We start from the raw sequence: 24,809 nt of genomic DNA, 5'->3' as shown, positions 1-24,809 counted from the left end.
TCTTTCAGTCCACGACTGGGCGTGAAATGCGTATCCTTAGCGCCGACAAAGGATGTAAGGATAACACTATGATGCGCGGGTTTTGGGTGGGGTTATTGATACTCAGCCTAACAGGATGTGCACAAAAGCTGGGACGGCCGTTTGATATAAAAAATCTTGCGAAATCAGATATGGATTTGATTACCGATATTCATATCGCCGAAATTCGTCAGATCACCGAGCGACTACTGATCAAGCTCTATAAACGTAATCCCAGAGAGCTAAAAAAAGTGCCCGGAATGACCATCGACCAACGCGTTCACCAGCTAATGGCTGAGCAGCGTCCCCAGAATGGATTCCGTGAGCTGGGTGGAATGGACGGCATTGCATTGTTGCCGCTGGCATTTTCTACTGAGTTCGAGGGTGATCGTGTATTCGCACTGATGGCCGGTGTCACTGGGATGATAAGCGCTAGCTATAATCACCAGACTGAGTTCTTCTTACTCGATGATATTGATCAGCAAAAGCTTTATAACTGTGCACGTAACCTTGAAAAAATTGCGTGGCTGTTAAATAACCGTCGTGATGATCAAGGTCATTTGCTGCTGCTCAGTAACGGCATGAATGCAAATGGTGTCCCCAATTATAGTTATGAGCGCTTACTGAGTCAGATGATCTTGATCCAAGATATGATGGCACTGATGGTGGCGGACAGTACCAATCGTAATATCAATCAAGTGGTACACAGTATGGCCTCTATGACCTTTTTCCCGATTTGAACGCCACCGCTACCGGCCTACCACGCAATGGTGTTGCCTTGATAATCGAAAAAGTGTCCGCTTTGGCTGTCGGTGAGTGTATCGAGAACTTGCTTGAGCCCTTGCGCCGAGATGTCGGCGGTAATCAGCGCATTAGGACCGCCCATTTGGGTTTGTACCCAGCCAGGGTGTAGGGCGACGGTGCGAATCCCTTTTGGTCGTAAATCAATTGATAAGCTTTTGACGACTGCGTTTAGAGCGGCTTTGGAGCTTCTGTAGATATAACCCCCTCCTGATTGATTATCGCTCATACTCCCCACCTTTGATGAGATGAAGGCGAAAATAGGAGTATGTCCGCTATTGTTGGCAAGCGTGAGATGTGGGATAAACGACTCAGCCATGACTAGTGGCGCAATGGTATTGACCGCTAACACCTCTCGCCACGCCTCTGTGTCCGTTTCTCCTAGCTGATAGCCTTTGGGACCATATTGACCGGCATTATTGATCAGTAAGTGAATGGGCGTGTCACTGAGGTTTGATGCAAGTTGTTGCACTGCGGCGTGGTCTGTCACGTCCAACGCCTGTGTTGTCAGTGAGGCATAGTGATTTTTTAGCGTCATTAAATGCGGCGCGGAACCCGGAAAGCGGCAACAAGCAATAACACGCCAGCCATGTTCAAGATACCGCTCGGTAAGGGCTAAACCGATTCCGCGATTCGCGCCAGTGATAAGAAGTGTCGGGGTCATAAAACGCTCAATGTTGTGGATGAATATCACGTCATTATATGACTAATCCACCATCAACTTTAAGTGTTTGACCTGTGATAAAGCTCGCGTTGTCGCTGGCAAGAAAACTGATCGCATTCGCGATGTCTTGTGCGGTACCCATTCGCCCGAGTGGTGTCTTCCCTTTCATCATGTCGATGACTTTATCTGGTAAGTTGGCGGTCATAGGCGTTTCGATAAATCCAGGTGCGACACAGTTGGCGCGAATTTGTGCGCCATGACGAGCGAGCTCTTTTGACCAGGTTTTTGTCATTGCGATGACACCTCCTTTTGAAGCGGCATAGTTGGTTTGGCCAATATTGCCATCGGTACCGACCACTGACGATAAACTGACAATCGCGCCATGCTCTTGAGCGAGCATCAGCGGTGTTATCGCCTGTGTCATGGTAAATACCCCTTTAAGATTCACATCAATGACAGCATCCCAATCCTCTTCGCTCATTTTGGTTAGCAAATTATCACGCGTAATCCCTGCGTTGTTAACGAGCACATCGATGACTGCGTTGTGTTGGTGCAGCGTCTGCACCCAGCTGGCGACAGCGTCTCTGTGGCAGACATCGAGCGCCACGGGTTTTATTACGGCATGGTTTTGCCAGTCTTGCATGTTATCTACAGTCCGGTCTAGCGCGTAAACGGTGTGTGCTCCCTGTTCGACAAATGTCTCGACGATGGAACGGCCAATACCTTGAGCGGCTCCCGTAATGACACAGTGTTTACCGGTCAGCATAGTTTTTCTCCTTGTTGTATTGATCAATAGGTTCTTGGGCGGTTGGTCATCTAAGCCTTTGCTTCTTCTCGCAACGTTGCGCCACTGAAAGATCAACGTGCAACAACTGGGCCAAAGGCAAGCGTCTTAAGCATACATTGTGATATCAATCTGAGGAGAAATAGGCTAAAATTTAATCAAGATGTCACCTTGTTTAAGAGAGGACCTATGCCGACGTCAATCAACTCGCAACCTTTGTCGCAGCAATATATGCAGCGTCAACGTGACCGTCAGGATGATCAGGTCAACGGCGGTCTCAATAACTCGATGAGTGTGCAAGAACGCGCTGAAGTCATCCGTAAAGAGCGGGAAGAGCAAAAAGAGACTGCCGCATCGAGTGAGCAGCGCGAGGATAAACGCGACTATCAAGCTTTAATTGATCGTGTTGCTGAGCAAGAGGCGCAAAAGACAAAAGCGAACGCGTACAATCAGCAGCAACAGGCATTGATGGACCAAGTTCAAAAAACGGTTACCCCCAACGCACAGCAAACCAGCTATAGCTTGAAGGTTTAAAGCTTGAAGATTTAAACCTTGATGGCAGACGATGTTCAACAGGATCCTACCTGTAGACAGCTGGTTTCCCGACATCCTGCTCATCGGAAGCCATTATCAATCGGTCACGCCTCTCTTACCTACTTGGTTGGCCGTCGCTCTTCGTAGCGTCGGTGCGTTTATCTGAAATGTCCCGCCCTTTCTCCTGTTTTTGTTTCTTTAATGTAAACAAAGTGTATAGAGATCATTGAGTCTCTTTACATGCCATTTTGTTTTATAACATTGATAAAAAACAACTTTTTGAGGCTTTCCCTTTCCTGTTCAGTAAGTATTACAGTATTGGTTAACACTATTGTAACGACCTGAGCGTGCTGGATTACTAGTGCTTACTTTGGCGTCATGCTATTCCTACTGGCATCAACAAGGAGGAACCATTATGACATCCACACTGCAAAAACCGGTAAAAACCATTAACCCATTAGGGACAGATGGGTTTGAATTTGTGGAATATACCGCCCCCGATCAAGCCGGTATTGATGCGTTGAAAAGTCTATTCTCATTGATGGGTTTTGCTGAAATTGCCAAGCACAAACACAAGCATGTTTGGCTGTATCGCCAAGGCGATACCAACTTTATTGTTAATGGCGAACCCGAGTCTCAGGCACAAAGCTTTGCAGAGCATCATGGCGCGAGCGTGAATGCGATGGCATTCCGTGTGCAAGATGCTGTTCATGCAATTGCTTACGCGGCAAAACAAGGTGCCAAAGTGGTTGAGCCCAATATCGGTCCGATGGAGCTTAGCATCCCGGCGGTATATGGCATTGGCGACTCGTTACTCTACTTTGTTGATCGTTACGGTGATCAGAGTATTTACGAGGTTGACTTCGACTTCTATCCTGATTGGCAAGCGCGCCTTAAAGAAGCCGATGCAGGATTGAAGGTTATCGATCACCTGACGCACAATGTCGATATTGGCAACATGGATGTATGGGCTGATTTCTATGATCGTATCGCCAATTTCAAAGAGATCCGCTTTTTCGACATCGAAGGCAAAAAAACAGGGCTAAAATCTCGTGCATTGACTGCTCCGTGCGGAAAAATCCGTATCCCGATTAACGAATCCAGTGATGATAAGTCACAAATTGCCGAGTACCTAAAAGCGTACAATGGTGAGGGTATTCAGCACATTGCAATGACGACAGAGAATATCTATCAAACAGTACGCACGCTGCGAGATCGGGGAATGGCGTTTATGGATACGCCAGAGACCTATTATGAGCAAGTGAATCAGCGTGTTAGCGGTCACGAAGAAAATATTGATGAGCTCCGTGATACTCGTGTTCTGATTGATGGTGACGCGGATACTGGCATCTTGCTACAGATTTTTACCAATACAGTTATTGGTCCTGTTTTCTTTGAAATTATCCAGCGTAAAGGCAATCAAGGCTTTGGTGAGGGTAACTTTAAGGCTCTGTTCGAATCGATTGAGCTTGATCAAATACGTCGCGGCGTGTTGGATTGATCGCTCAGAAAATAAAACCCTTCGCGCTCTTTAACCGGAGCGCCTTTTTGTCTACCTTTCCTTGTATCTAGCCGGATATTTTTCGCCCCAACGACGAACGGGCTCTATGCTTATAGGGCAAGCTCTTCTATTAAATAGGTGATTATGAAAGCAGGCAAAGCCATTTTACGCCATTCCTTATCAGTATCGTTGATGACGAAGCTGGCGCTATGCTGGGTAATACTCATCGCCTTATTCGCATCACTATTACTTTTTGCCGATTATCAATCCCATAAATCACAGGTCCAGCGCGTGTTACAAGATGTTGGCAGCCGTGATGTCCGCACCATGACTGATCACCTATGGCGAGTAGAAACACAAGCATTTGAACAACAAATTGAACAACTTATTGCACAACCAGAAATCGATTACATACACGTTTATGATGCTGACAGCACACAAATTGAACGTGGTGTAGAGCCAACTCAACAATCGATCCAGATGAGTTGGCCATTAATTGCCAAAAAAGAAGGCAATGAATATGTACTTGGCCAGCTTGATGTGGCCTCGAACTATACCGCATTACGTGCTTATCTAGGAGAGAGTGCGAAGTGGGCGTTTCTAGGTTGGTTGGGGGTTTCAGGGCTGGGCGTGATAGCGTCAATGTGGATAGTGCAACGGTATCTCACCGCACCATTATCGGCTCTGCACCAACAGGTGAATCAATGGGACAACGGCTTACCAAATCAAATCAGTGTCCCACCAGAATGTCGCGGTTGGTGGGGGTTTGAGGCGCGCTACAATGCTATGGTCACTCAATTTCGCCAAACGCTATCGCGGGTTGAGAACGAGAAGCTGGATGCCGAAAAGGCCAGCCACAAAAAAAGCGAGTTTCTGGCCAACATGAGCCATGAAATCCGTACGCCAATGAACGGCATTATCGGGATGGCATCGCTGCTGAAAAGTACGCGTTTGAATGATGAACAACAAGAGTTCGTTGAAATGCTAGAAACCTCCTCGATGTCGTTACTGGATGTGATTAACGATATCTTGGACTTCTCTAAAATAGAGGCAGGTAAGTTAGAGTTAGAACCATTAGAGCTCAATGTATTTGAGTTGGGTAAAGATCTGGAAAACTTGTTCACGTTGAGAGCTAAAGAGAAACACTTACAGTTTGGCTGTGAGATTGACCCAGAGATATCGCCCTTGCTGGTTGGTGACACACCGCGATTACGCCAAGTGATGATCAACCTAGTCGGGAATGCGATTAAATTCACTGAACAAGGCGAAGTCGCCGTTTCGATTACCAAAGTTCTTGATGAGGGAAACGCTTGTGTACTTCGTTTTCAAGTGAAAGATACTGGACCTGGTGTTCCGATTGAAGCGCAAAATCGTATCTTTGGTAAGTTTGAGCAAGGCGACGCTTCAGCAGCAACCGCAGGTGGTACTGGGTTAGGCCTCGCGATTTCTCAGCAAATTGTCAACCTGATGGGGGGGCGAATCACCCTAGAAAGTGAAGTGGATGTGGGTAGCCTATTCTCGTTCTCGGCGCGCTTTGAATGTGCAGATGTGCCGCTTGCGACGCCCGTAGAGGCGTATTTATTCGCGGGCGCGCCAATGCTACTGGTTGATGACAGTCGTCTTAATATGCGGATTACAACCGCGCAACTGAGTAATCTCGGCTGTCAAGTGACCTGTTGTATGCATCCCGATGATGCGTTGCCGCTTATTAAAGAACGGCTTGATAGCCAATCTCCATTTAAAGTCGTTTTGCTTGATAAGATCATGCCCAAAATGGATGGCTTTAGTCTCGCCGAGCAAATTGTCACTGAATTGGGTGAGAGAAGCCCAGCCATTATCATGCTGACGGCTGCGCCTGATGTGATTGATAGACCGCGCATCGAGCGATCAGGCATTGAAGGTTATCTTGGACGCCCTTATCAATTTAATGATTTAAAAGCTAATTTAGTTCGGATCCTTCAACAAAGACAGCCCACGCTGGGTATTGTGCGTTCAACAGGAAAGGGGACATCACTGGCAGGGCTACATGTTCTCGTGGTTGAGGATTCCAAAGTTAATCAACGCGTTACAGAAGCTATGCTGACGCAGTTAGGCATCAATGTGCGATCAGCGGATAACGGCGAGCAAGCGTTAGCCCTTTGGAGCAGTCAGCCTTTTGACGCCATTTTCATGGACTGCCAAATGCCGGTCATGGACGGCTATGAGGCGGCAGCACTGATCAGGCGTAAAGCGTCTCGCACGGACCGAATCCCCATTATTGCATTAACTGCCAACGCAACAGCAGAAGATAAAGAAGCATGCTTAGCGGCTGGCATGGATGATTATATTGCTAAGCCTGTTCGACAACACGAACTAGCAACCATGCTAAGAAAGCATACGTTTACCACAGACACACAACTATTGACCAAAGAGTAAGCGAAATAGTCAGCGCTGTTACGCAAGTGTGATCTTAGTTACAAACATATCATAAAATACGAAGGATTCTTGGTGTGGTCTAACCTCTTTTCGTTAGGGTTCTAATCTTTGAGTGGGCTTGGCCCCAAACATAATTAGAAAGCAAAACGCAAAGAGGAAATATGAACAGAAAAAAACTGTTTTCAGGGGTAGCGGCTTTATTGCTAAGTGTCGGCGCTCATGCTGGCGAACTTAACGTGATGGCTTATAACATCATGCAATTGAGCAACCTACAAGATTGGGATCAAGCAGAACGAGCGGCTCGTTTACCGACTGCGATTGCCGACATGGATACCCAGCCCGACATCATTTTGGTTAGCGAAGCCTTCAACGCTGAAGCAGAGCAAGCAATGAACCAACTTGCCAACCTATATCCTTACCAAACGCCCAATGTGGGGCAAGATTGCAGTGGTGAGGGTTGGGATGCATTAACAGGAGATTGCTCTAACTCTCCTTTCGTCGTCCGGGGTGGCGTCACCATTATTTCCAAGTATCCGATTTTGACCCAGCAAGCGCACATTTATAATAACAGTTTACGGGGCAGCTGGGACTATCAAGCAAATAAGGGGTTTGCGTACGCTAAGATCGATAAAAATGGCGAGATCTTCCATTTGATAGGTACGCACTTACAAGCCACGCATGATGGCATGTCTGATGAAGAACACGAGGTTCGTTTAGGGCAACTTGGCGAGATCAAACAATTTATTAGCAACAAAGACATACCGACTGACGAACCCGTGATTGTCGGCGGAGATATGAATGTGGAATGGAGCCGTCAAGATGAAATTAAGGATATGAAAGCGGCACTTAATGGTGCACTGCGCTTCTCTGAGCCTGAAGTGACCTCTTTCTCCGCTGAACATAACTGGTTTACTAAAGCAAACGCGTATCACTTTGAGTATGATCTGAATTACAACACGACGTTAGATTATATTTTATGGAGTCGCGATCATGGCAAGCCTGTTAACCAGCCGCAAATGCAGGTTGTGCGCTTAAAAGCGAAGGATAGCTGGTACTGGGATTACTTAGAAGGTGAGTGGCCACAAGAAGCAGGACAAACCTATCATGATGGTTACTACAATGAGCTTTCTGATCACTATCCGGTAATGATTCAGTTTAAATATCAATAGTGTGATTGAGTGATCTCATTCAGTTTTTGCCGGAAAACGGCAAAAACTCGCTGGAAAAAACGGTGAGCCTTAGTTGGTTCACTGTTTATATGCTGCATTTAATATGCCCAGTAGCACCATGGTTGCAAGGCTGACGCAAGTGATGATGGGAAGAGGTGGATAATTAAGTGTTAATGTCGCTAATAGTGACGCGAATCCATATCCGAGCGTATGCGCCATAGCGATATAACCACTGACTTTCCCCGGTTCATTGTCGAGCCTTTGCATCGCTTGGCTAGTATAGGCAGGGATCAGCAACGCACAGGCCCCTGATATTACGAGCATAGCAACGATTAATGCGCCCAGGGTAGGGAGTAAAAGTAAGCTATAACCTGCAACTAAGCTGATTGCGCCGATGCCCAGCATGTGGTCGATGCTTAGACGCTGTTTTTTTACCACCAACACTTGTACGGTGAGCGTTGCAATGCCGCTTAAGGTAAGCAAATAGCTCATCATCTGGCTAATTTTACTGGCAGACCATTCGGTGATGGTATGGAGTATCGGCGTGAGGTTGTATTGCAATAGGGCAATTGCTGCACACACGGCGAGTCCATATCCCATATAGGGCCAAATAGCTTTTGGCGCCAGCCACTGACTGACAGGCGAGCTTGATGTATCTTTCTGGCCCTCACGGTGAGGCATGAGGCTGATAACCAATGTGGCGATTAATGGCAGTAATAACATCAGCACAAGTGAGGCATACGGGCTGACGATTAAAACCGCCGAGGCGATTAATGGGCCGGCCAAGCGACCGAGACTTAAACCAATACTGATTGAGGTGATCGCCTGCATGCGGCGTGCCTCGCCAGCGAGTAACACGGCCCAATGCTGATTGGCGGGAACCATGCCCGCCACGGTTAAGCCATACACGACTCTTGCCATCAGCGCTAATGCTAACCAAGGCCATTGGTTGAGGCTGTTTTGCGCGCCCAGCGTGGCGATCAGTAACAGGACAAAGCTAATAGCCATGCCGATTAAGGCTTGAAGAACCACAAATTTGGGGCCGTACTGATCGCTTATACGTCCCCAAAAAGGCGCAGCAGGGAGAAAGAGTACACTACCCACCGCTATGATCACCGCCCAGGTTGACAATGAAAATCCGCCTTGTGCCACTAACAGTGGCAGCGAGACCAACAGCCCGTTTTGTCCAATGCCCATCAGAGCAGCAATAGACGTTAAGGTGATAGACTGCCATTTAGCGGTCTGTGTCGCGGGCTTTGTTTGTGTGTACGCCATTACCAGCCTGCTACCTTTTGCATCTGAGCTGACTGTGTGGAGGACTCAGTCAGCGTCCAGTCGAGTAAGCCGTGATGATGCGTAATGTCGTATAGGGGCGTGTCGCTAATCGCATTAATAATGGTTGCTGCCCGCCAGGCCGCGAGACTCAATTGTGGCTCAATAATACCGTGACAATGGGTGCCGACATTCATCATATATAAAGCGAGTGAACTGCCTTCACGCATTTTTACTCGGTAGTGAGCATTCACATTCGGTCGTCCCTCGTCATCAAGGTCGAGGTGGTCGCTTAAAGTATCGAGGCACTGAGGGAGTGCGCGAGAAAAACCAGTACACAAGATCACCACCTCTGCATCGAGTGCTGTGGTTACTCCGGTCAAGGTAGCTGTGGTCGCTAACTGGTAACCTGCTTGGTGTGATTGCATCCCAGTAAGCGTTTGTCCTGGAAGCAGTCGCCACCATTGCGGTGACCGGCGCACATATTTATCGTGATACAGGCGTTGATACAGTCCTTGCAAGCAGTCGTCGGTAATCCCATCACTGGCAAGCTTTTGTTGCGCAAGCTGAGTGTGTTTGATCTTGGGGTCGAGGCTATGAAACTGCTCTGCGTAATCAGGGATAAAATACTGATCAGTAAAAGGGTTCTCATCTAATCCTTGCAGGTTAGGACGGCGAGAAATCCAATCAATATGCGCTACTTTACCAAATTCACCATCAAAGAGATGCTGGAAGACATCGGCACCGGTTTGACCACCACCAACAATGGCAACTTTTTTACCCCTTAAGTCCGGTTGTCGGAGGGCAAGTTCACTGGCATGAAAGACCCGCTCACCCACAAATGGCGCAGCACAGTCAGGCATAAACGGTTGGGTACCGGTGCCAACGATCAAATGATCGCAGCTCAATTGTCCGTGTGGCGTACTCACCGCGAAGCCTGAGCCGTGAGGCATGATATTCAGTACTGGCGTATCGAATTGGGTGTTGGGAAGCTGATGAGCCACCCAAGCCATATAATCAGAAAACTCTAACCGCGATACCGTCTGTTCGCCCCGCGCCGTAAAAGGATAAAATTTTTTGGTCTTAACCAGGTAATTAATAAAGGTGTAAGGGCTCGTTGGGTCGACGGCCGTCACCATGTCTTTTAGGTATGAGGTTTGCATTTTCGCATCATCCAGCAATAAGCCGGGATGCCACGCAAACCGTGGCTTTTGCTCAACAAACAAATTCGAAATGGACTGACTGTGGGGAGCCAGCAGCGCCGCCGCACTGAGATTAAAGGGGCCAAGCCCTACACCTAAAATAGAATAATGCCTTGTCATAACTGCATCCTTATTGCGCATAACGTGCGAAAAAGTCGTTACGCTCACATTGCATCAGTGCAGCGCGCTTATGGGGAAAATCGAATTCTTTTTGTTTTTTCATGCCCACACCGCGAGCAATTCGGGCTACGCGCCAATTTGTTGCATTAGGCTCACCCATTACGTTTCGGGTACGAGGCTCGGCTAAGAAACAGTAATGGATAATAGATTGCGCCCAGGTATTAAAGTATTGGCGACCCAAAAAGTCGGAATTACCGACTAACATATGCATACCACGATCGAAAGCATCGACATCGTAGTAAGGTCCAAGCCGGTCTTCCGCGACCCAATAAATTTCAAAGTAGCCGAAAGGCTTTCCATCAAACTCGCCAATCACGGGGAGCAAGTGCGCATCGTGATGGGCCTTTTGCAGATATTGACGATGAAACTCGAGCGAGCCCTCTAACTCCCAAATCGGGGCAATATCCGGATGGTTGTGCCAGGCGTGAAAGCAAGCAAGATCGCGTTTCGTTTCTGCTGGACGTAGCGTTAGTGTGCGCTTGAGGTGATAAAAGTAGCGACGATAGAACACGCCTTGTGGTTTCTCAGGTCGCGTTGGGTGGGTTAAACCGTTCTCTGCGGTTTGGTATACCTCATTGGAGGGTGACTGAGCTTGGTGCCAAATCGGGCAGTGTTGTTTAAACTGCGACAGTGTCAGTGGTGTGCAGGGGGCGACGACGGATTGCAGAGCGTGAGGATAATCACTGGCATACAGTGCTTGGCACTGATGCTGATAAAAGGCGTGCTCAACCGCCGCCCACCAGAGTGATTCATCATTGCAATAGCGCGTGGTTAGCGTCGCAGTGTCATTGTCCGGTTTGTGCAGCACGAAGGTCGCTTTGGCTTGACCATGTTCCATCACGTCGATGAGGTGATAAGACGCGTCGAGCGAGTGGCTGCGAAGCCCCACGGTGCGATCAAGATTGACCGGTTTAAATACGCATGAGCCCAGTGCGTTATCACCATAAAATGGGTTATCGATATCCGTGTAAATTTGGCTGGGATCGGCCAGTGTCGCTTCATTGTGATCGGCGAGGAAAGTGTGGAAGTTCCGTTTCCAGTGCAGGGTCGGCGAGTCGAGAAGATAGTCATACAGGCGGCTATCCACAGGATGGCTCGCTCGCCAAGTTGCGAAAGCTTGACGGCACACCTGCCACAAACGCTGCTCGGTGACACCGGTGGCTTCGCTGATCGCGGAAAGTGTATTGATTAGTGTATTACCAATCAGGTAGTAGCTCAGATACGGATCAACCTTGTCGGCTGGCACGTAACAGCTTGGTAACCCTTCACTGAATGCATCGGGGAACAGCGCAGGGGCAGGGTCGGTGACCCAAATACCTTGGCAGTCTCTGTACATCATGGCGCTAGGCAAACCGTGCGCGGTACGCAGCAAGATATTTTGCTGATGGGCCAGTAACAAGATGCCATAATCGCTGCGTGCCAAACACAGGGGATACAGAATATGGTCCAAGAAGGCGGCTAACCAATGATGTGCGGCGTCGTGCTGTGTCCATTGATGATGTTGTGCGGCTTGCGCGATCAGCGCGCCAATTTGGCTGCCTTGCCCATGTGGCTGGTTGATACTGGCGAGCAGGTGGACATCTTGATCGGCTTGGTGGGCGAAAATATTGTCGCGCAAGCTCACCAAAGGCAGTGATAAAGGCTCACCTTGCTTGGACAAAATGGTGCACCAGACCGGCTCTTCGATAAAGGTCGTCGTGGCGGCTCGCTGCTGCAGCGTTTGTCCGGGGGCTGCGTTGAGCATTTTACTCAGTAAGGCACCACGCTTGGCTTCAGTGGCGGTTAATAGCCGTACCGAGTTAGTGAGCTTGACAGGTAGAGAGACTTTTAACATCCACTGATGGTCGGGATGATAGATGGCGCGTGACGATGAGGTCGCCAGCCAGCCGCTACTGGTCAAGGCTAAATCAATCACGCTGTTTTTGAGTGCACGTGCGTCATCACTGTCACGCCATGCTTGCGCTTGTAAAGGATGCATGGGCAAGGGAAGCCAGCCTTGCGGCAAATTGGCCGCATAGGTTAAGCCCACGCTATCGACAAACAAGGATTGCAAGGTGTCGAGTACATCATGGTTGCCCCCTTCACCTGTCCATTGCCCCGGCGCAACCGCAAACCATTCAATCGCAAATGACTGCGCAAATTCGGGTAGATACGTCTCTTGCTGTTCGGGCGTCAGTGGTTCATTGCTCTTGGGGGCAGGGTGCATGCTATGACCGCCGGTCAGAGACTGCTCCGATTCGATAAAGCGCTGTGGCCAGCGGTCAGCGAACCTGTGTTGCCAATATGCTTCAGCTCGCTGCACATAGGTGTCAGATTGGCTAACACGTGATGCAAAGCGATCGAGACGCTCGCCACTGACCTCAGGCACTGATTGCGCGATACGGCAAACCGCATCGGCAAAGGTAGTAGGGACAGTTTCACCGTCGCTACCACGCCACAGTATGTCACCTTGATAACGATGACGGCCGGCTGCTGAGGTGTAGGTGAGCGGTAATAATAATTCGCCGTGTTCACACGGGAAACTGGCGTGGTCAGGCTGACCTTTTATCACACGTGTGTGCGGGTGCTCGACAAACAACGCATTGAAAAACGCATTCAAACTCAGGGGGTGTGTCATCTCAACTCCTTACAGACACAGGCTTACTGGGGCAATGTTGTTATGCAAATATGGGCTAAAAAATTGGGATAAAAGGCGCCCAACGAGGGCTGGGCGCGAAAAGGAATACAATTAAAACGTGGCGCTGTAGCTCAAGCTAAAGGTACGCCCCACACCGGCGTAGTCAAACATGTCGGCGCTAGCGAGGCCGCTATAGACTTTCTGAGCTTTTTGGCTCCAAATCGTTTGATAGTCTTTATCAAACAGATTTTGGATGCCGAAATTAATTTGGCCGACTGGCAACGTGTAGTAACCATTGAGGCCGACAAGCTCATAGCCCTCAAGGCGGTCGCCATCTTCATCTGACAGCTCGCCAACGTGTTGGAGGTTGAGCTCTGTGCCCCAATCGAAGTTATCGTAACCCACTGCCGCCATCGCGGTAGAAGGGCTCGCATTGTAGATACTCAGCTCATCCCAATGGCCATCATTCTTGATTTCGCTCTGCACTAAGTGGCCCTGTGCACGGCTATACCAAGTGTCAGTGAGGTAGTATTTGATTTGCCCTTCGAGGCCATAAATACGCTGTTTGTCACTATCTAAGGTGACATCGAGATCGCTGTTGTATTTGTACGACTTGTCCGAAATTGAGTAGTACGCGGCGACTTGCGCGTTGTAGTCTTGTTGCTGGGTTCGCCAGCCTAGCTCAAAGGAGTTGGTTTTTACGCCGTCCAATTCTGTGTTTTGAACACTCACGCTATTGGTGAGGGTGCCGCCTGAATATTTGCCTTTGCCGTAGAATTTGCCTGGGTCCGGCATATTAAAGCCTTGACTAAAGTTGGCCCAAACTTGTTGGTTGTCGGTCAGGTCGTACTTGAGTCCCGCATTCGCGAGCCAAATGTCCTTGTCTGTGGTGCCGCCCGGGATGGCATCAGCATTGGGTAATAAACCGAGGAGTATATAGGCTTGCTGGGTAAAGCCGATAAAGTCACTGCCTTTGTACTTGGTGTACTGGTAGCGCAATCCGGCAAAGGCATTTAACTTATCGTTAACGGCCCAGTCTGCTTGAGCAAACACACCGGCATTTTGGGTATCAAAGTCAGGATAACGACCGATCGTGCCTTTTTTCTCAAACTCTAAACCATGGCTTGTTGCACTGGTTGTTGAATCATAGACGTATTGCTTGGCGCGAAATTCTTCCTTGCTGTAATCCAACCCATAGTTCAGCGTTAAGTTATCCCAGTTTTTCTCCAGTAAGACTTTTAGGCCGTAAACATCGTTGCTTTGCTCTGAGCCGCTAAATAGACCGTTACGCGGAAACGGGAAATAGCCGAAGGTTTCTTCTCGATAATAGGCTTGCGCGAGCAAAGCATGATTTAGCACATTGGTATGGCTATATTGGGTGTTGAGCATCAAACGTTCAGTGAATGGTTGCTCATCCAGTTTGAGCCCTTTACGACGCTCAACGTCACTTTTTAGATCGGTCGTATCTTCAAACCAGATCCCGTAATCACTGTCTTGTTGACTGTCATAGTATTGAGCAGTTAGGGAAAGGTGCTGTTCGTCGTCAGGGCGGTAATCCAAGCTACCCATTACATCAATGCTGTCATTGAATTGGGTATCGGTTTGGGTCACATCGGGCAGGATAGGATCGCCATTGCCGTCGTAGGCCGCGCCTTTGCCTTCATACGCCATGGATAAGCGCCCTTGCAAGGTATCACTGCCACCGGATACCGCGACCGCGGCTTTTTTGGTCAGGTCGTCGCTGTTGTTGAACCCAGTGGTGACGCCGGTATGAACCTCAAGTTGCGCATCACCCGCTTCACCTCGTTTGGTGATGATATTGATAATACCGCCGGTTGCGCCCGCGCCATAAATGGAGGTCGCGCCTGACAGTACCTCAACACGCGCGACATTAAAGGGGTCGATACTATCCAATTGGCGGCTGATGGTACGTGCAGCATTCAATGCGACACCATCAATCATGATTTGCGCGCTGCGGCCACGTAAATTCTGTGAGGCGTTGGTACGTGCGTTGGTGCTGCCAAAGTCAAAGCTTGGGATCAGCTTCCCGAGCGCGCCTTTTAATGACTCACCGCCTTGAATTTCACGGGTTAATTCTTCATTGGTGATTACCCAGTTGGTGCTGGCGGAATCGGCAATGGTCGTTTGAATCTTACTACCGGTCACAATGATGGTTTCGGTATTGGCCGCAGAAGGGGCGGCATGGGCGAGATGGGCACTGATCACTAACGCCAGAGGCGAGAGCGAAAAGCCGACTGCTTTTATGGTGTTCATAATTATCCTTATTCGTCACAACACTGCAGGGTTGGTGAGGCTGCATCCCTGCAGTACTACTGAATCACTACCTTTTCCTATCATCAAATGATAATGGATATCATTATGATTATTGATCTTTGCTCCTTATGTCAATACATTGATAACCGAATTGCCACATTTCACTTAAATTGGTGAAAAATAACGCATAAAGGACATAGGAAATGCAGGGGAATTATTGGCAAACAGCCAATCAGAAGTTGCTCGCAAAAACCATCAGAGAGCTTCATTTTGAAAACGCGATTACCGTCTCTCATACCGAAGGGCGCGACTATCAACTCACTCTCCCTAATGCGAACTGGTCGTTTTCAGCCACCATGAGCCTATGGGGCATGGTGATTGTGGATATCGGCAGTGTGTCACGTGGGGATAATCATCAGCCCGAGCTCATCGCGCTAATAATAGATTTACAGCCAGAGATTAAGATGACGCCACTCCACCTCGGTGGGCTGATTGAAGAGTTACAAGAAACCCTCAGCGCCGAACAGCAACATCTTGCAATGTTAGATGTTATGCCAGCCGATGAGCTGGTCGCGTTATCTGAATCGGCTCGCCAGGCCTATTTGGATGCACACCCTAAGTTTCTTGCCAACAAAGGCCGGTTAGGCTGGGGACAGCAAGAGAGCCAGCAGTATGCACCTGAATACGGTAACGTTTTTGCCTTGCATTATATCGCTGTACATCGAGACTGCGCACAACATGGTTTTTGTGAGGGGTTGGATCAGGCAAGTTTGCTCATCGATACACTATCGCCAGCTGCTTATGACGCGCTTATGTCGCGCTTGCCGGCGGATAAGCATGATTACCTTATCATGATGGTTCATCCTTGGCAGATGCAGCGTTATATCTACAGCCAATACGCTTCTTCAATTGCTTCTGGAAAGATAATTGATTTAGGTACGCGTCCTGAGCAGTGGCTAGCGCAACAGTCTATTCGTACCTTGAGTCGTGCGGATGAACAAGGCAAGTACGACGTAAAAACAGCGTTAACCATTCTCAACACCTCTTGCTATCGCGGCGTGCCCGGCAGCTTTATTGCGCACGGCCCCGTGCTGTCAAAATGGCTCTCAGAGTGTGTGAGTCAGGACGATCTACTGTCCCGTCTTGGCATGCACGTGCAACAAGAAGTGGCAGGGATATATTGCCCACAGCCTTATCAGGCGCAGATAGACAGTTGCTACAAATACCATGAGATGTTGGGATGTGTTTGGCGTGAACGTGCGGAAAGCTTGCTGCTATCGAATCAGCGACCTATGAGTTTGGCGACGTTGATGCAAGCCGGAGGCGATGGGATAAGTTGTGTGGAAGCGCTGATTACGCGCACCGCGTTAACGCCTAACGAATGGTTGCAGCGTTTGTTTGATCACGTTGTTGTGCCCCTTTATCACTTGCTGTGTCAATACGGGATTGGTCTCGTCGCCCATGGGCAAAACATAACGGTAGTGCTTGAGGGTGACGTCCCTGTAGGTTGTATGATCAAAGATTTTCATGGTGACCTACGCTTTGTCGATCAGCCATTTCCGGAGCTAAATAGCTTGGATAAAGATGTACGAGGTAATATTAAACACTTGCCACCACACTATCTAGTTCACGACCTGTACACCGGACATTTCGTGACGACGTTACGCTTTATCTCGCCATGGTTTGTCTCACTTGGCGTTAGTGAAACTCAGTTTTATCGCCAGTTAGGTGATACGCTTCGGGCTTATCAACACGCGCATCCGGCGCTTAGCGCCCGTTTTGCGCTGTTTGATGTGTTGAGTGAGACCAAAGAGAAAGTGTGTATCAATCGGGTCAGATTCAACATTGGTTACGATGATAGCAATGAACGGCCGTTGCCAATGTTTGGTGAGCCTATCGCTAACCCTCTCGCCATTTAAAAAAACCCGCCTTTTGGCGGGTTTCTTTTAGTCGGTTAAGCAACGGAATTACTTCCCACTCTTGCTTTGCTTGGTGAGCTCTTTGATGGTGCGGCTGATTTCACGGCGTTGCTTAGAAATCTCCGCGTTTTTGATGATGTGGTCATCGACGCGGTCTTCATAATCACCTTTCATGTTCTTGATGATTTCGACGATATCTTCGTACGACATTTCTGGTTGGATGTAATCCAACAAGTTTTCGAGTAAGACAACACGTTTTTGGTTGTCTCGGATTTTTTTGTCGTTGTCTTGGATTTCGCGTTTTAGCTTGTTCTTTTGTCGTGAGTGCTTAACGATCTCGTATACGCTGGTCATCATAGTCGCCTTCTATTTTTTGAAGTATGAAAAAATTAAACCACAAGCGCGGCAGCAAACCCAGCCTTTTTCCGCTTGAGGTGGAGAGTTTTTGGTCACTTGAGTCGCCGAGAGGGCGATAGAAGAGTCAGTATGAACCTTGATACTAAGATACCCTGAGGCGAACACCTTTTCGACCATCCTACATCTCGATGAACTTGTTTGATGGTGGCAAAGATAACAGGCTGACATTGACAGTGTTATGACACATATCAATCCCAGCCATGGCCCGTCCGATGACCGTCAATAGTCGGTTGGGCTACCTTCTAACTTGACCGATGAACCCGATGTTTTCATCATGGCGCCGCGCAACATCGCTTGTACCAGCTCGGTGGCGTCAAACTTTGTGAGTGCTTCATGGGCGCCCACTTGTTTAGCACGATCAACGCTAATGTCACTGGACAATGAGGTATGCAGGATTAAGTATGCTTCTGCCAATTTATCATCATTACGGATTTCAAACGCCAGCTCGTAGCCATCGATGCCTGGCATTTCAATATCACTGACAATGATGTCAAACGGCTTGCCGGCTGATGCGGCGTTTTTCATCATTTGCAGCGCTTCTAGGCCGTTATTCGTCACAAAATAGGGGATGTTAATACTATCCAATGCCTCAGAAAGCTGTCTTCTGGCGGTTAAGGAGTCATCGACTAGCAGGATATTCATCGGCTTGAGTTTTTCACGATCCACATCGGCTAAGATAGGATGGAGCTTGTCGGGATCGGATGGGAAAATATGCTCCATGATGTATTCCACATCAAGGAGCTGTACGAGTTTATCGTCGATGTGCATAACACCGGTTAAGAACGCGCGCGTTCCTAAGGTTTCGGGCGGCTCGGAAATAGAGCGCCAATCACATTCGCTGATTTTATCGATTCCACGTACCAAAAAACCCATCACGCGGCGTTGGCAATCCGTGACGATGATATAACAAGACGCCCACTCGGACTTGGCAACAGGCTTGTAGCCAATAGCTTTCGCCATATCAATCACGGGGGTGGCGATGCCACGGAAGCTGGTGGTCCCTATCACCGTTGGATGGGAGCCGGGCAAATCCGTGAGCGGCTGAAAAGGAATGATCTCCCGCACTTTTAGCGTACCAATCGCGAAAGATTGGGTGGCGGTGAGGCGGAACATCAACATGCCTTGTGCTTGATTAGCTTTGCTCTTCATAGCATCACTCTGCGTGTAATCGTCAATCGTTTAGTTATGGTAACAGCCTTAGCATTGTTCACCTATTCTTATACAAGGATAGGGGCTGATTCGGGAAAAGATACCTAATCCATCCGTATTGTCTCATATTTGAAACTTATTGATAGTCTCATTTAAACGTGGTGTCAGCCACGCTTTTTCCTCGCACCTTTTGTTAAAATGTGGGACTAAAACGGGTAAGCTGTAAGGCGAAAGGTATGCCTAATATGAGCAAATAGGTTGCCTGTCGCCATATCTTACCTAAAATAAGACTAGACTTTTTTTTGTCTCGGTGCCCAGAGCACAATAGAAAAGTCGTGAACAGCGGCACGTCGATAAGCAAATATACGTGTCCGGATACATGCGAATGAGCAGTAACACGACGGTTGAGTGAACTATGACCAATATTTTAGATTCGGTAGATTCGCGGACACGGCTGGTGGGTGAGAACCGCCTTGAGCTGTTAATGTTTTATCTAGGTTCTAGCCAACCTTTTGCCATCAACGTTTTTAAAGTCCGCGAAGTTATCAAGGTGCCTAAGCTCAACCAAATGCCGGGCTCGCATCCTAATATTCGTGGCGTGGCGATGATCCGAGGTAAATCGATCCCAGTGATTGACTTACGCCAGTCGATTGGTATGGGAACCATCGGGATGTCTGATGAGTGCAACGTCATCGTGACGGAATACAATCGCACTATTCAAGCCTTCTTGGTGGGTCAAGTGATTAATATCAAGAATATGGGCTGGGATGAAATCATGGAGCCGCCGGCAAGCTCAGGCCGTAATAACTACCTGACCGCGATTACTCGCCAAGACTTTGATGGACAAACTCGTTTGGTTGAGATTGTCGATGTAGAAAAAGTCTTGGCAGAAATTGTCGCCTATGAAGTTGGTGTGTCGGAAGATGTGCTTGATCCGCAAATTACGCCTTACATGGCTGGACAGCGTGTATTGGTCGTGGATGACTCATCGACGGCACGAGCGCAGGTTAGTGAAACACTGTCGCAGTTTGGCGTCGAGTGCATCATCAAGAAAAACGGTGCTGAAGCATTGAATTTGCTGAAGAGCTGGTGCGATGAAGGCAAAAATGTCAGTGACGAAATTTTGCTGATGATCACCGATGCAGAAATGCCAGAAATGGATGGCTACAAACTGACGCACGAAGTGCGTTCTGATAGCCGAATGAGTGACTTGTACATTGCACTAAATACCTCGTTGAGTGGCAGTTTTAACGAAGCAATGGTTGAGAAGGTAGGGTGTAATCGGTTTATCTCCAAATTCCAACCTGATCTTCTAGTGAATGTGGTACAGGAGCGCTTACGTCAGGTTGTGGCAAGTTAAATAGCCTTGGCGTCTGAGAATACATAAGCGGGCAGTGGCTCGCTTTTTTTGTATGACATTGTGAGGATCTGGCCACGACCATTATTCGTGGGTCGCTAAAACGCATACTAGATATGGTGTTGGTTGAACTACATTTAGCGTTCGGGGCATAAAGTTATCTACCGTATCTGTGGATAACCTCGTTAATTTCTTTGTAAGTAATGGTAACACGTCAGGTAAGAGCGGGAAGGAAACCTAATTTATACGGTTTGGCTAAAATTTAACCATATTGTTTTGAGCGGTGATAACGTTTCTAAACAGGATCTGCGTTTTTAAACAGAGCCTAAGTTTTTAAATAGAGCCTAAGTTTTCAAACAGAATCTTAGCAAATATGCGATACTCGCGAGGCGAAGCGCCTGTTTCGTTGAAAGATCTTGCTTGGTTGAAACATAGCGCGGTCGCGTAACAGGGTTGGCGCGGCATAAACAGGGTGGCGTTCACAGGAGAGTAGTCGTGATCACGGTAGACAAACATGAAGGGCTGTCAGTCAGGATAGCGGTGCTTAATGAAGAAGTGAGTGCGCAAGAGGTGGCATTCTACCTTTTCGTGCCTGGCGAACTGAAGTTTGGTAAACATGTGCTGTCTGAAGACGATTTTTACTACCGCGTGCTTGCTAATAGTCGTACTTATTTCACGTCCCGCTATCACTTACCGCTCGTTCATGCCCGTCTAGCCAGTCGCGATAAACTTCCTACTGAGCAATATCGCGTCAGCTTGAGTCTTTATGCCTATCAATACGCCTTGTCACTGGAAAAAGCGACGCATGACTTTTTTGAGTCCGTATCAGGGCTTGATGACGCTGATGCTCTTGAGCAGTTAGAAGATACCATTGAAATGGCGGTTGAAATTTTGCGTCGTTTACGCCGCTATAAACCGCAAGATACCAAACTGCTCAAGTACTATCATAACATTGATAATTACTTGTCATGGTTGACGGAACAGCGTTTCCTCTCGCTACTTGCGCATATGCCACGTGGGAACGTGTATAAAACGGTCCGTCAACAATTGATTGAGCTATGTCAGGCTGAAGAGGCGCATCGACTGGTTAATCGCTATAACTCGGATAAAGCGGTGCGCGATCCAACGCGTATGGTCAATAAGATGCGTTTAGCACGCCGATTGATTGAATTTCCTGTCACGATTCGACAAATTCCACAGGCTTTGGGCAAAAATCTGAATAAGCTTGCTAAGGCTTCAGCGACCGCGTTTGTGATGCTCTTTGTGACCACGGTGATTATTCATGCTCGTCAGTATCTGGGAGAAATCACGTTGTCTTTTGTGCTTGCAATGGCAGGGATCTATGCATTACGTGAGATCTTTAAAGATGATTTGCGTGAAGCGCTTTGGCGGTGGATCCGTAGAGGTCGCCCCAAATGGCGTAAGCGCTTTATTGATCCGACGTCGAATAGGCAAATTGGACGACAGCTTGAATGGCTTGATTACCTTGACTATAACACCTTACCTGATGAGGTGAAAAAGCTACGCCGTGGTAAATTGCGTCAGCGAGAAGAAGCGGTTGTACGACTTAAGGTAAAAACACAACTAGAAACGACCCGTTTTTTATCGGGATACGACACCACCAGAGATGTATGGAAATTTGACTTTCGCTCTTTTTCTCGGTTAATGGACCGCGGTAGCCAACGCTTGTATCGCCTTAATGAAGGACAAGTGCTAAAAGATTCGGTGGAAAAACGGCATCAATTTAATCTGATCAGCTGCCAACGGATTAAAGGTCAGTCAACCGTTTATCAGCGCTGGAAAATCACAGTAAATAGGTCAAAAGTTGTTGATATTGAAGAGGTTTTTGATTGATTACTTGGAAAGTAATACGTTCTTCTGGTTCAGGTAGTCAATACAAAATGCATAAAAGTCTATTGCTGATAGGGGTTTGGCGAAAAAATAACCCTGAAACTCATCGACCCCCATTTGCTGAAGGCTGGTTAACTGCTCCCTAGTTTCAACTCCCTCGGCGACCACATGAATACCAAGTTGGTGGGCCATGTGGCAAATGGTATCAACGAGCACTTGCTGTCGTGTTATATCTGCCATGCCAGTGACAAATGAGCGATCGACTTTGACTTTGTCGAAGCTTAAATGATTGAGCACTGCCATGGACGACCAGCCGGTTCCAAAGTCGTCAAGCGCGATACGGATCCCGACATCACGAAGCTGGTTCATCAAAAGACTGAATCGACCGATATCATCAATGGTCATTGTTTCTGTGACTTCAAAAATGAGTTGTTTGCGTTGTTCTGGGTGTTTGGCGAAAATCGTTATTACATCAGCAATTAAAGACTCATTGAAAAATGAATCGGAAAGGTTAACGGCGATATCAATATGCGTATTGATACTTTGCCATTCTGTATTGAGCGCGAGATGAACTTGTTGCAGTATCCACGTACCTAAGCGCTGCCCGAGCCCTGACTCTTCGGCGACATTTACGATAAGTTCCGGGTTAATTGGCCCGTATTCAGGGTGATGCCAGCGAACTAAAGCCTCGCAACCTAATCGATTTGGATCTGCCGATACAATAGGCTGGAAAGCGACATAAAGCGCATCTTGGTATGGGTCTATCAAGTGCGCCTTTAATTCATCGCGGAGCCTACGACGTTGTTGCGCTTCTTGTTCATACTCCGTTTTAAAGGTGTCAATACTGTCTTTCGTGACAGGCGCTTGTTTAGCTCTCATTAAGGCAAGGTCAGCGTTATTAAGCAACTCATTGGCTAACTGCCAGTGACTGTTTCCCGAGTGGGCATCAACATCAAGACTTTTTGCGATACCTATTGCCAAGGACAATCGATGGCCTGGATAAATACTGTCAATAGCACGACGTAGTGAGTCACATAATGGTTGGGTGAAAAAGCTGAGATGACGACCATCCGAGTAAGCAAGCACTGCAAACTCATTGCTACTGACACGCGCACATGGATACCCATAAGGCAAACAAATGCTGTTTAACTGACTGGCAAGTTTTGTTAATGCCTTATCCCCTTGCTCATACCCCATCAAATCGTTGATGTCTTTAAAACGACGGATATCTATCAACAGTAAGGTATGTATACGGTTTTGCTGGACCGCTTTATACAGGCAGTCCAGAAGATAGTTTCGGTTGGGTAAGCCGGTGAGGCGATCCTGCCACGCCAATTCTTGTTGCTTGCTGCTATTGCGATACAGGCGAAACGCGAAAAAAATCAATACTAATGTGAGTATGAACATTGCAGCGTACATCACTTTGATTTTTTCATCGAGAAATGCGCGCTGTTCGATGGAGGCTGGACCCGTAAAGTTATTCACCATCAAGTTACGAATTTGGGGAAGCACAATGTCTATTTCATTGAGCAAATTTTGAAGCCGTTCTCGATCACCGTTTAACACAGCCTGCTCATGCCGTTGAATGAGTCGAAAAGCGCGCTCCACAATAGGTTGGGCATTGAAAGCGCGTCGCATTGCCGCTGTTTCTCGACTACTTAAAAATGTATCGTACCGACTCCATAAGATGTCATAGGTAAGAAGCAGTGATCGTCTTGGGCTTGAATCCTCGACAAGATAGAGTGCCAAGTCATTTCGAAACTCGAGGGTCTCTAATTCCATTTGGGCAAGTGCCCAGGCAGACAGCTGGGTATGAAGTGTTTGTTTCGTATAAGCTTGATGAAATTGATAAAGCGCCGTCGCGGTCAAGAGTAGAGCCGTGAAGACAAACATAACAAAAGCAATAAGAGGGCGCTTTACCATTCGACTTTGTACCTCATCAACTCTCTATCTCAAGTGGTGTTATCGGCTGTTTTTCGCCGCATTGTGCTTTTTAATATAGGCGCTGGACGCTACTCTTTTAACACTTCAACACGATTGACTTGCCATGCCATTCGGCTGTGTAGTACTTCATTTTCAAGTTGGCTAAAGGCCGAGAGTGGATAGATAACCCAAATGGGACCTTTGTCTCGAACCCGCATCCAGTCGCCATTCTTTTTAATCGCGAAGATGGGATTATATTTTTTGATATCGTCTCTCGGAATTGTCGCCCAATAATCATTCAGCGCATAGGCTTTGAGGCTATGTGCGGGCTTATTCACCGTTTCTAACAGTTTTTGGGCAGAGACACCAAGAAAAACCTGTTCTCCTTCGGTCCATGGCGTTTGTGTTTTGATCGTGCGATCCGCCAGCTGAATGAGTTGTTCACGGGTTAGCGTTTGTTTTGCTGCGTCACCGGATATCGTCAGCATTGGCGTAGCTTCAACACGTGATGCTAGCAATGCCAAGAATACTGTCGCTATCAAAAGAAAGTGTGTGCTGCGCTTTTTATGCGACTGTGTCATTGCACTCTCGATGGTTACCATGTTGTTCCTTCCTTGTGCTGTTATTTTTTAAACCTAGCTTGAGCGGGTAACTTCCTCAAGAAAGTACGGATAAATCGCTAACATGTCCTCAGTTATTATATAGAACGTAATAGAATATAATTCTGTTAAAGTTTTTATTTGTGCGGGCATTATCATGTCA

Annotated in this window: 18 protein-coding genes; 8 read left to right on the top strand and 10 right to left on the bottom strand. The window is 47.7% G+C overall.

What is annotated here, in order from left to right; genetic code table 11:
* Positions 1-68 precede the first annotated feature (68 nt).
* Complete coding sequence (locus tag BZG80_RS08350; RefSeq protein WP_077660611.1) at positions 69-758, top strand: hypothetical protein; 690 nt, start codon at positions 69-71, stop codon at positions 756-758.
* A 17-nt stretch (positions 759-775) separates the two neighbouring features.
* Here BZG80_RS08350 and BZG80_RS08345 read toward each other — a convergent pair whose 3' ends face one another.
* A complete protein-coding gene (locus tag BZG80_RS08345) occupies positions 776-1,483 on the bottom strand; it encodes an SDR family oxidoreductase (RefSeq protein WP_077668994.1) in 708 nt (235 codons plus the stop codon).
* Positions 1,484-1,517: 34 nt separating this feature from the next.
* Complete coding sequence (gene fabG, locus BZG80_RS08340) at positions 1,518-2,249, bottom strand: 3-oxoacyl-ACP reductase FabG (protein ID WP_021023758.1); 732 nt, start codon at positions 2,247-2,249, stop codon at positions 1,518-1,520.
* 207 nt (positions 2,250-2,456) lie between these two features.
* Between fabG and BZG80_RS08335 the strand changes: the two genes are divergently transcribed.
* The 4 genes from BZG80_RS08335 (at position 2,457) to BZG80_RS08320 (ending at position 7,886) form a co-directional block, all read left to right on the top strand.
* The gene (locus BZG80_RS08335) at positions 2,457-2,801 is read left to right on the top strand and encodes a hypothetical protein (protein ID WP_021023757.1); all 345 of its coding nucleotides are present in this window, start codon (positions 2,457-2,459) and stop codon (positions 2,799-2,801) included.
* Between the two features lie 415 nt (positions 2,802-3,216).
* The gene (hppD, locus tag BZG80_RS08330; protein WP_077460864.1) at positions 3,217-4,302 is read left to right on the top strand and encodes a 4-hydroxyphenylpyruvate dioxygenase; all 1,086 of its coding nucleotides are present in this window, start codon (positions 3,217-3,219) and stop codon (positions 4,300-4,302) included.
* A gap of 144 nt (positions 4,303-4,446) precedes the next feature.
* Positions 4,447-6,717, top strand: a complete 2,271-nt coding sequence (locus BZG80_RS08325) for a response regulator (protein ID WP_077576139.1) — start codon at positions 4,447-4,449, stop codon at positions 6,715-6,717.
* A 161-nt stretch (positions 6,718-6,878) separates the two neighbouring features.
* Positions 6,879-7,886, top strand: a complete 1,008-nt coding sequence (locus tag BZG80_RS08320; protein WP_025744874.1) for a sphingomyelin phosphodiesterase — start codon at positions 6,879-6,881, stop codon at positions 7,884-7,886.
* A 78-nt stretch (positions 7,887-7,964) separates the two neighbouring features.
* Here BZG80_RS08320 and BZG80_RS08315 read toward each other — a convergent pair whose 3' ends face one another.
* The 4 genes from BZG80_RS08315 to BZG80_RS08300 form a co-directional block, all read right to left on the bottom strand.
* Positions 7,965-9,161, bottom strand: a complete 1,197-nt coding sequence (locus BZG80_RS08315; protein ID WP_077679119.1) for an MFS transporter — start codon at positions 9,159-9,161, stop codon at positions 7,965-7,967.
* Positions 9,161-10,480: a lysine N(6)-hydroxylase/L-ornithine N(5)-oxygenase family protein gene (locus BZG80_RS08310; RefSeq protein WP_236719499.1), complete on the bottom strand. Its 1,320-nt coding sequence runs from the start codon at positions 10,478-10,480 to the stop codon at positions 9,161-9,163. Before BZG80_RS08310 ends, BZG80_RS08315 begins: the two co-directional genes overlap by 1 nt.
* Before the next feature lie 10 nt (positions 10,481-10,490).
* Positions 10,491-13,157, bottom strand: a complete 2,667-nt coding sequence (locus BZG80_RS08305; protein WP_077679118.1) for a GNAT family N-acetyltransferase — start codon at positions 13,155-13,157, stop codon at positions 10,491-10,493.
* Between the two features lie 111 nt (positions 13,158-13,268).
* Positions 13,269-15,431: a TonB-dependent receptor gene (locus BZG80_RS08300; protein ID WP_077679117.1), complete on the bottom strand. Its 2,163-nt coding sequence runs from the start codon at positions 15,429-15,431 to the stop codon at positions 13,269-13,271.
* A gap of 203 nt (positions 15,432-15,634) precedes the next feature.
* On the opposite strand from BZG80_RS08300, the gene BZG80_RS08295 reads away from it, so the two are divergent.
* Positions 15,635-17,350, top strand: a complete 1,716-nt coding sequence (locus BZG80_RS08295) for an IucA/IucC family protein (RefSeq protein ID WP_077679116.1) — start codon at positions 15,635-15,637, stop codon at positions 17,348-17,350.
* Between the two features lie 48 nt (positions 17,351-17,398).
* Here BZG80_RS08295 and BZG80_RS08290 read toward each other — a convergent pair whose 3' ends face one another.
* Positions 17,399-17,704 (bottom strand): DUF496 family protein, encoded by a 306-nt coding sequence (locus BZG80_RS08290; protein WP_077460870.1) that lies wholly within the window; start codon positions 17,702-17,704, stop codon positions 17,399-17,401.
* Positions 17,705-17,986: 282 nt separating this feature from the next.
* Positions 17,987-18,916, bottom strand: a complete 930-nt coding sequence (locus BZG80_RS08285; RefSeq protein WP_025744876.1) for a chemotaxis protein CheV — start codon at positions 18,914-18,916, stop codon at positions 17,987-17,989.
* A 415-nt stretch (positions 18,917-19,331) separates the two neighbouring features.
* On the opposite strand from BZG80_RS08285, the gene BZG80_RS08280 reads away from it, so the two are divergent.
* Together BZG80_RS08280 and BZG80_RS08275 are read left to right on the top strand one after the other, a co-directional pair.
* Positions 19,332-20,276: a chemotaxis protein CheV gene (locus BZG80_RS08280; RefSeq protein WP_077460871.1), complete on the top strand. Its 945-nt coding sequence runs from the start codon at positions 19,332-19,334 to the stop codon at positions 20,274-20,276.
* Between the two features lie 492 nt (positions 20,277-20,768).
* Positions 20,769-22,127, top strand: a complete 1,359-nt coding sequence (locus BZG80_RS08275) for a hypothetical protein (RefSeq protein WP_077576138.1) — start codon at positions 20,769-20,771, stop codon at positions 22,125-22,127.
* Here BZG80_RS08275 and BZG80_RS08270 read toward each other — a convergent pair whose 3' ends face one another.
* Positions 22,128-24,047 (bottom strand): putative bifunctional diguanylate cyclase/phosphodiesterase, encoded by a 1,920-nt coding sequence (locus BZG80_RS08270; RefSeq protein WP_077679115.1) that lies wholly within the window; start codon positions 24,045-24,047, stop codon positions 22,128-22,130.
* Positions 24,048-24,136: 89 nt separating this feature from the next.
* Positions 24,137-24,649: an oxidoreductase gene (locus BZG80_RS08265; RefSeq protein ID WP_108744111.1), complete on the bottom strand. Its 513-nt coding sequence runs from the start codon at positions 24,647-24,649 to the stop codon at positions 24,137-24,139.
* Positions 24,650-24,809: the final 160 nt, after the last annotated feature.

Source organism: Salinivibrio sp. MA440, assembly GCF_001996265.1.
Lineage (GTDB): Bacteria > Pseudomonadota > Gammaproteobacteria > Enterobacterales > Vibrionaceae > Salinivibrio > Salinivibrio costicola.
The sequence above is the reverse complement of the archived record's forward strand: the minus strand, read 5'-3'. Positions and strand labels throughout refer to the sequence as shown.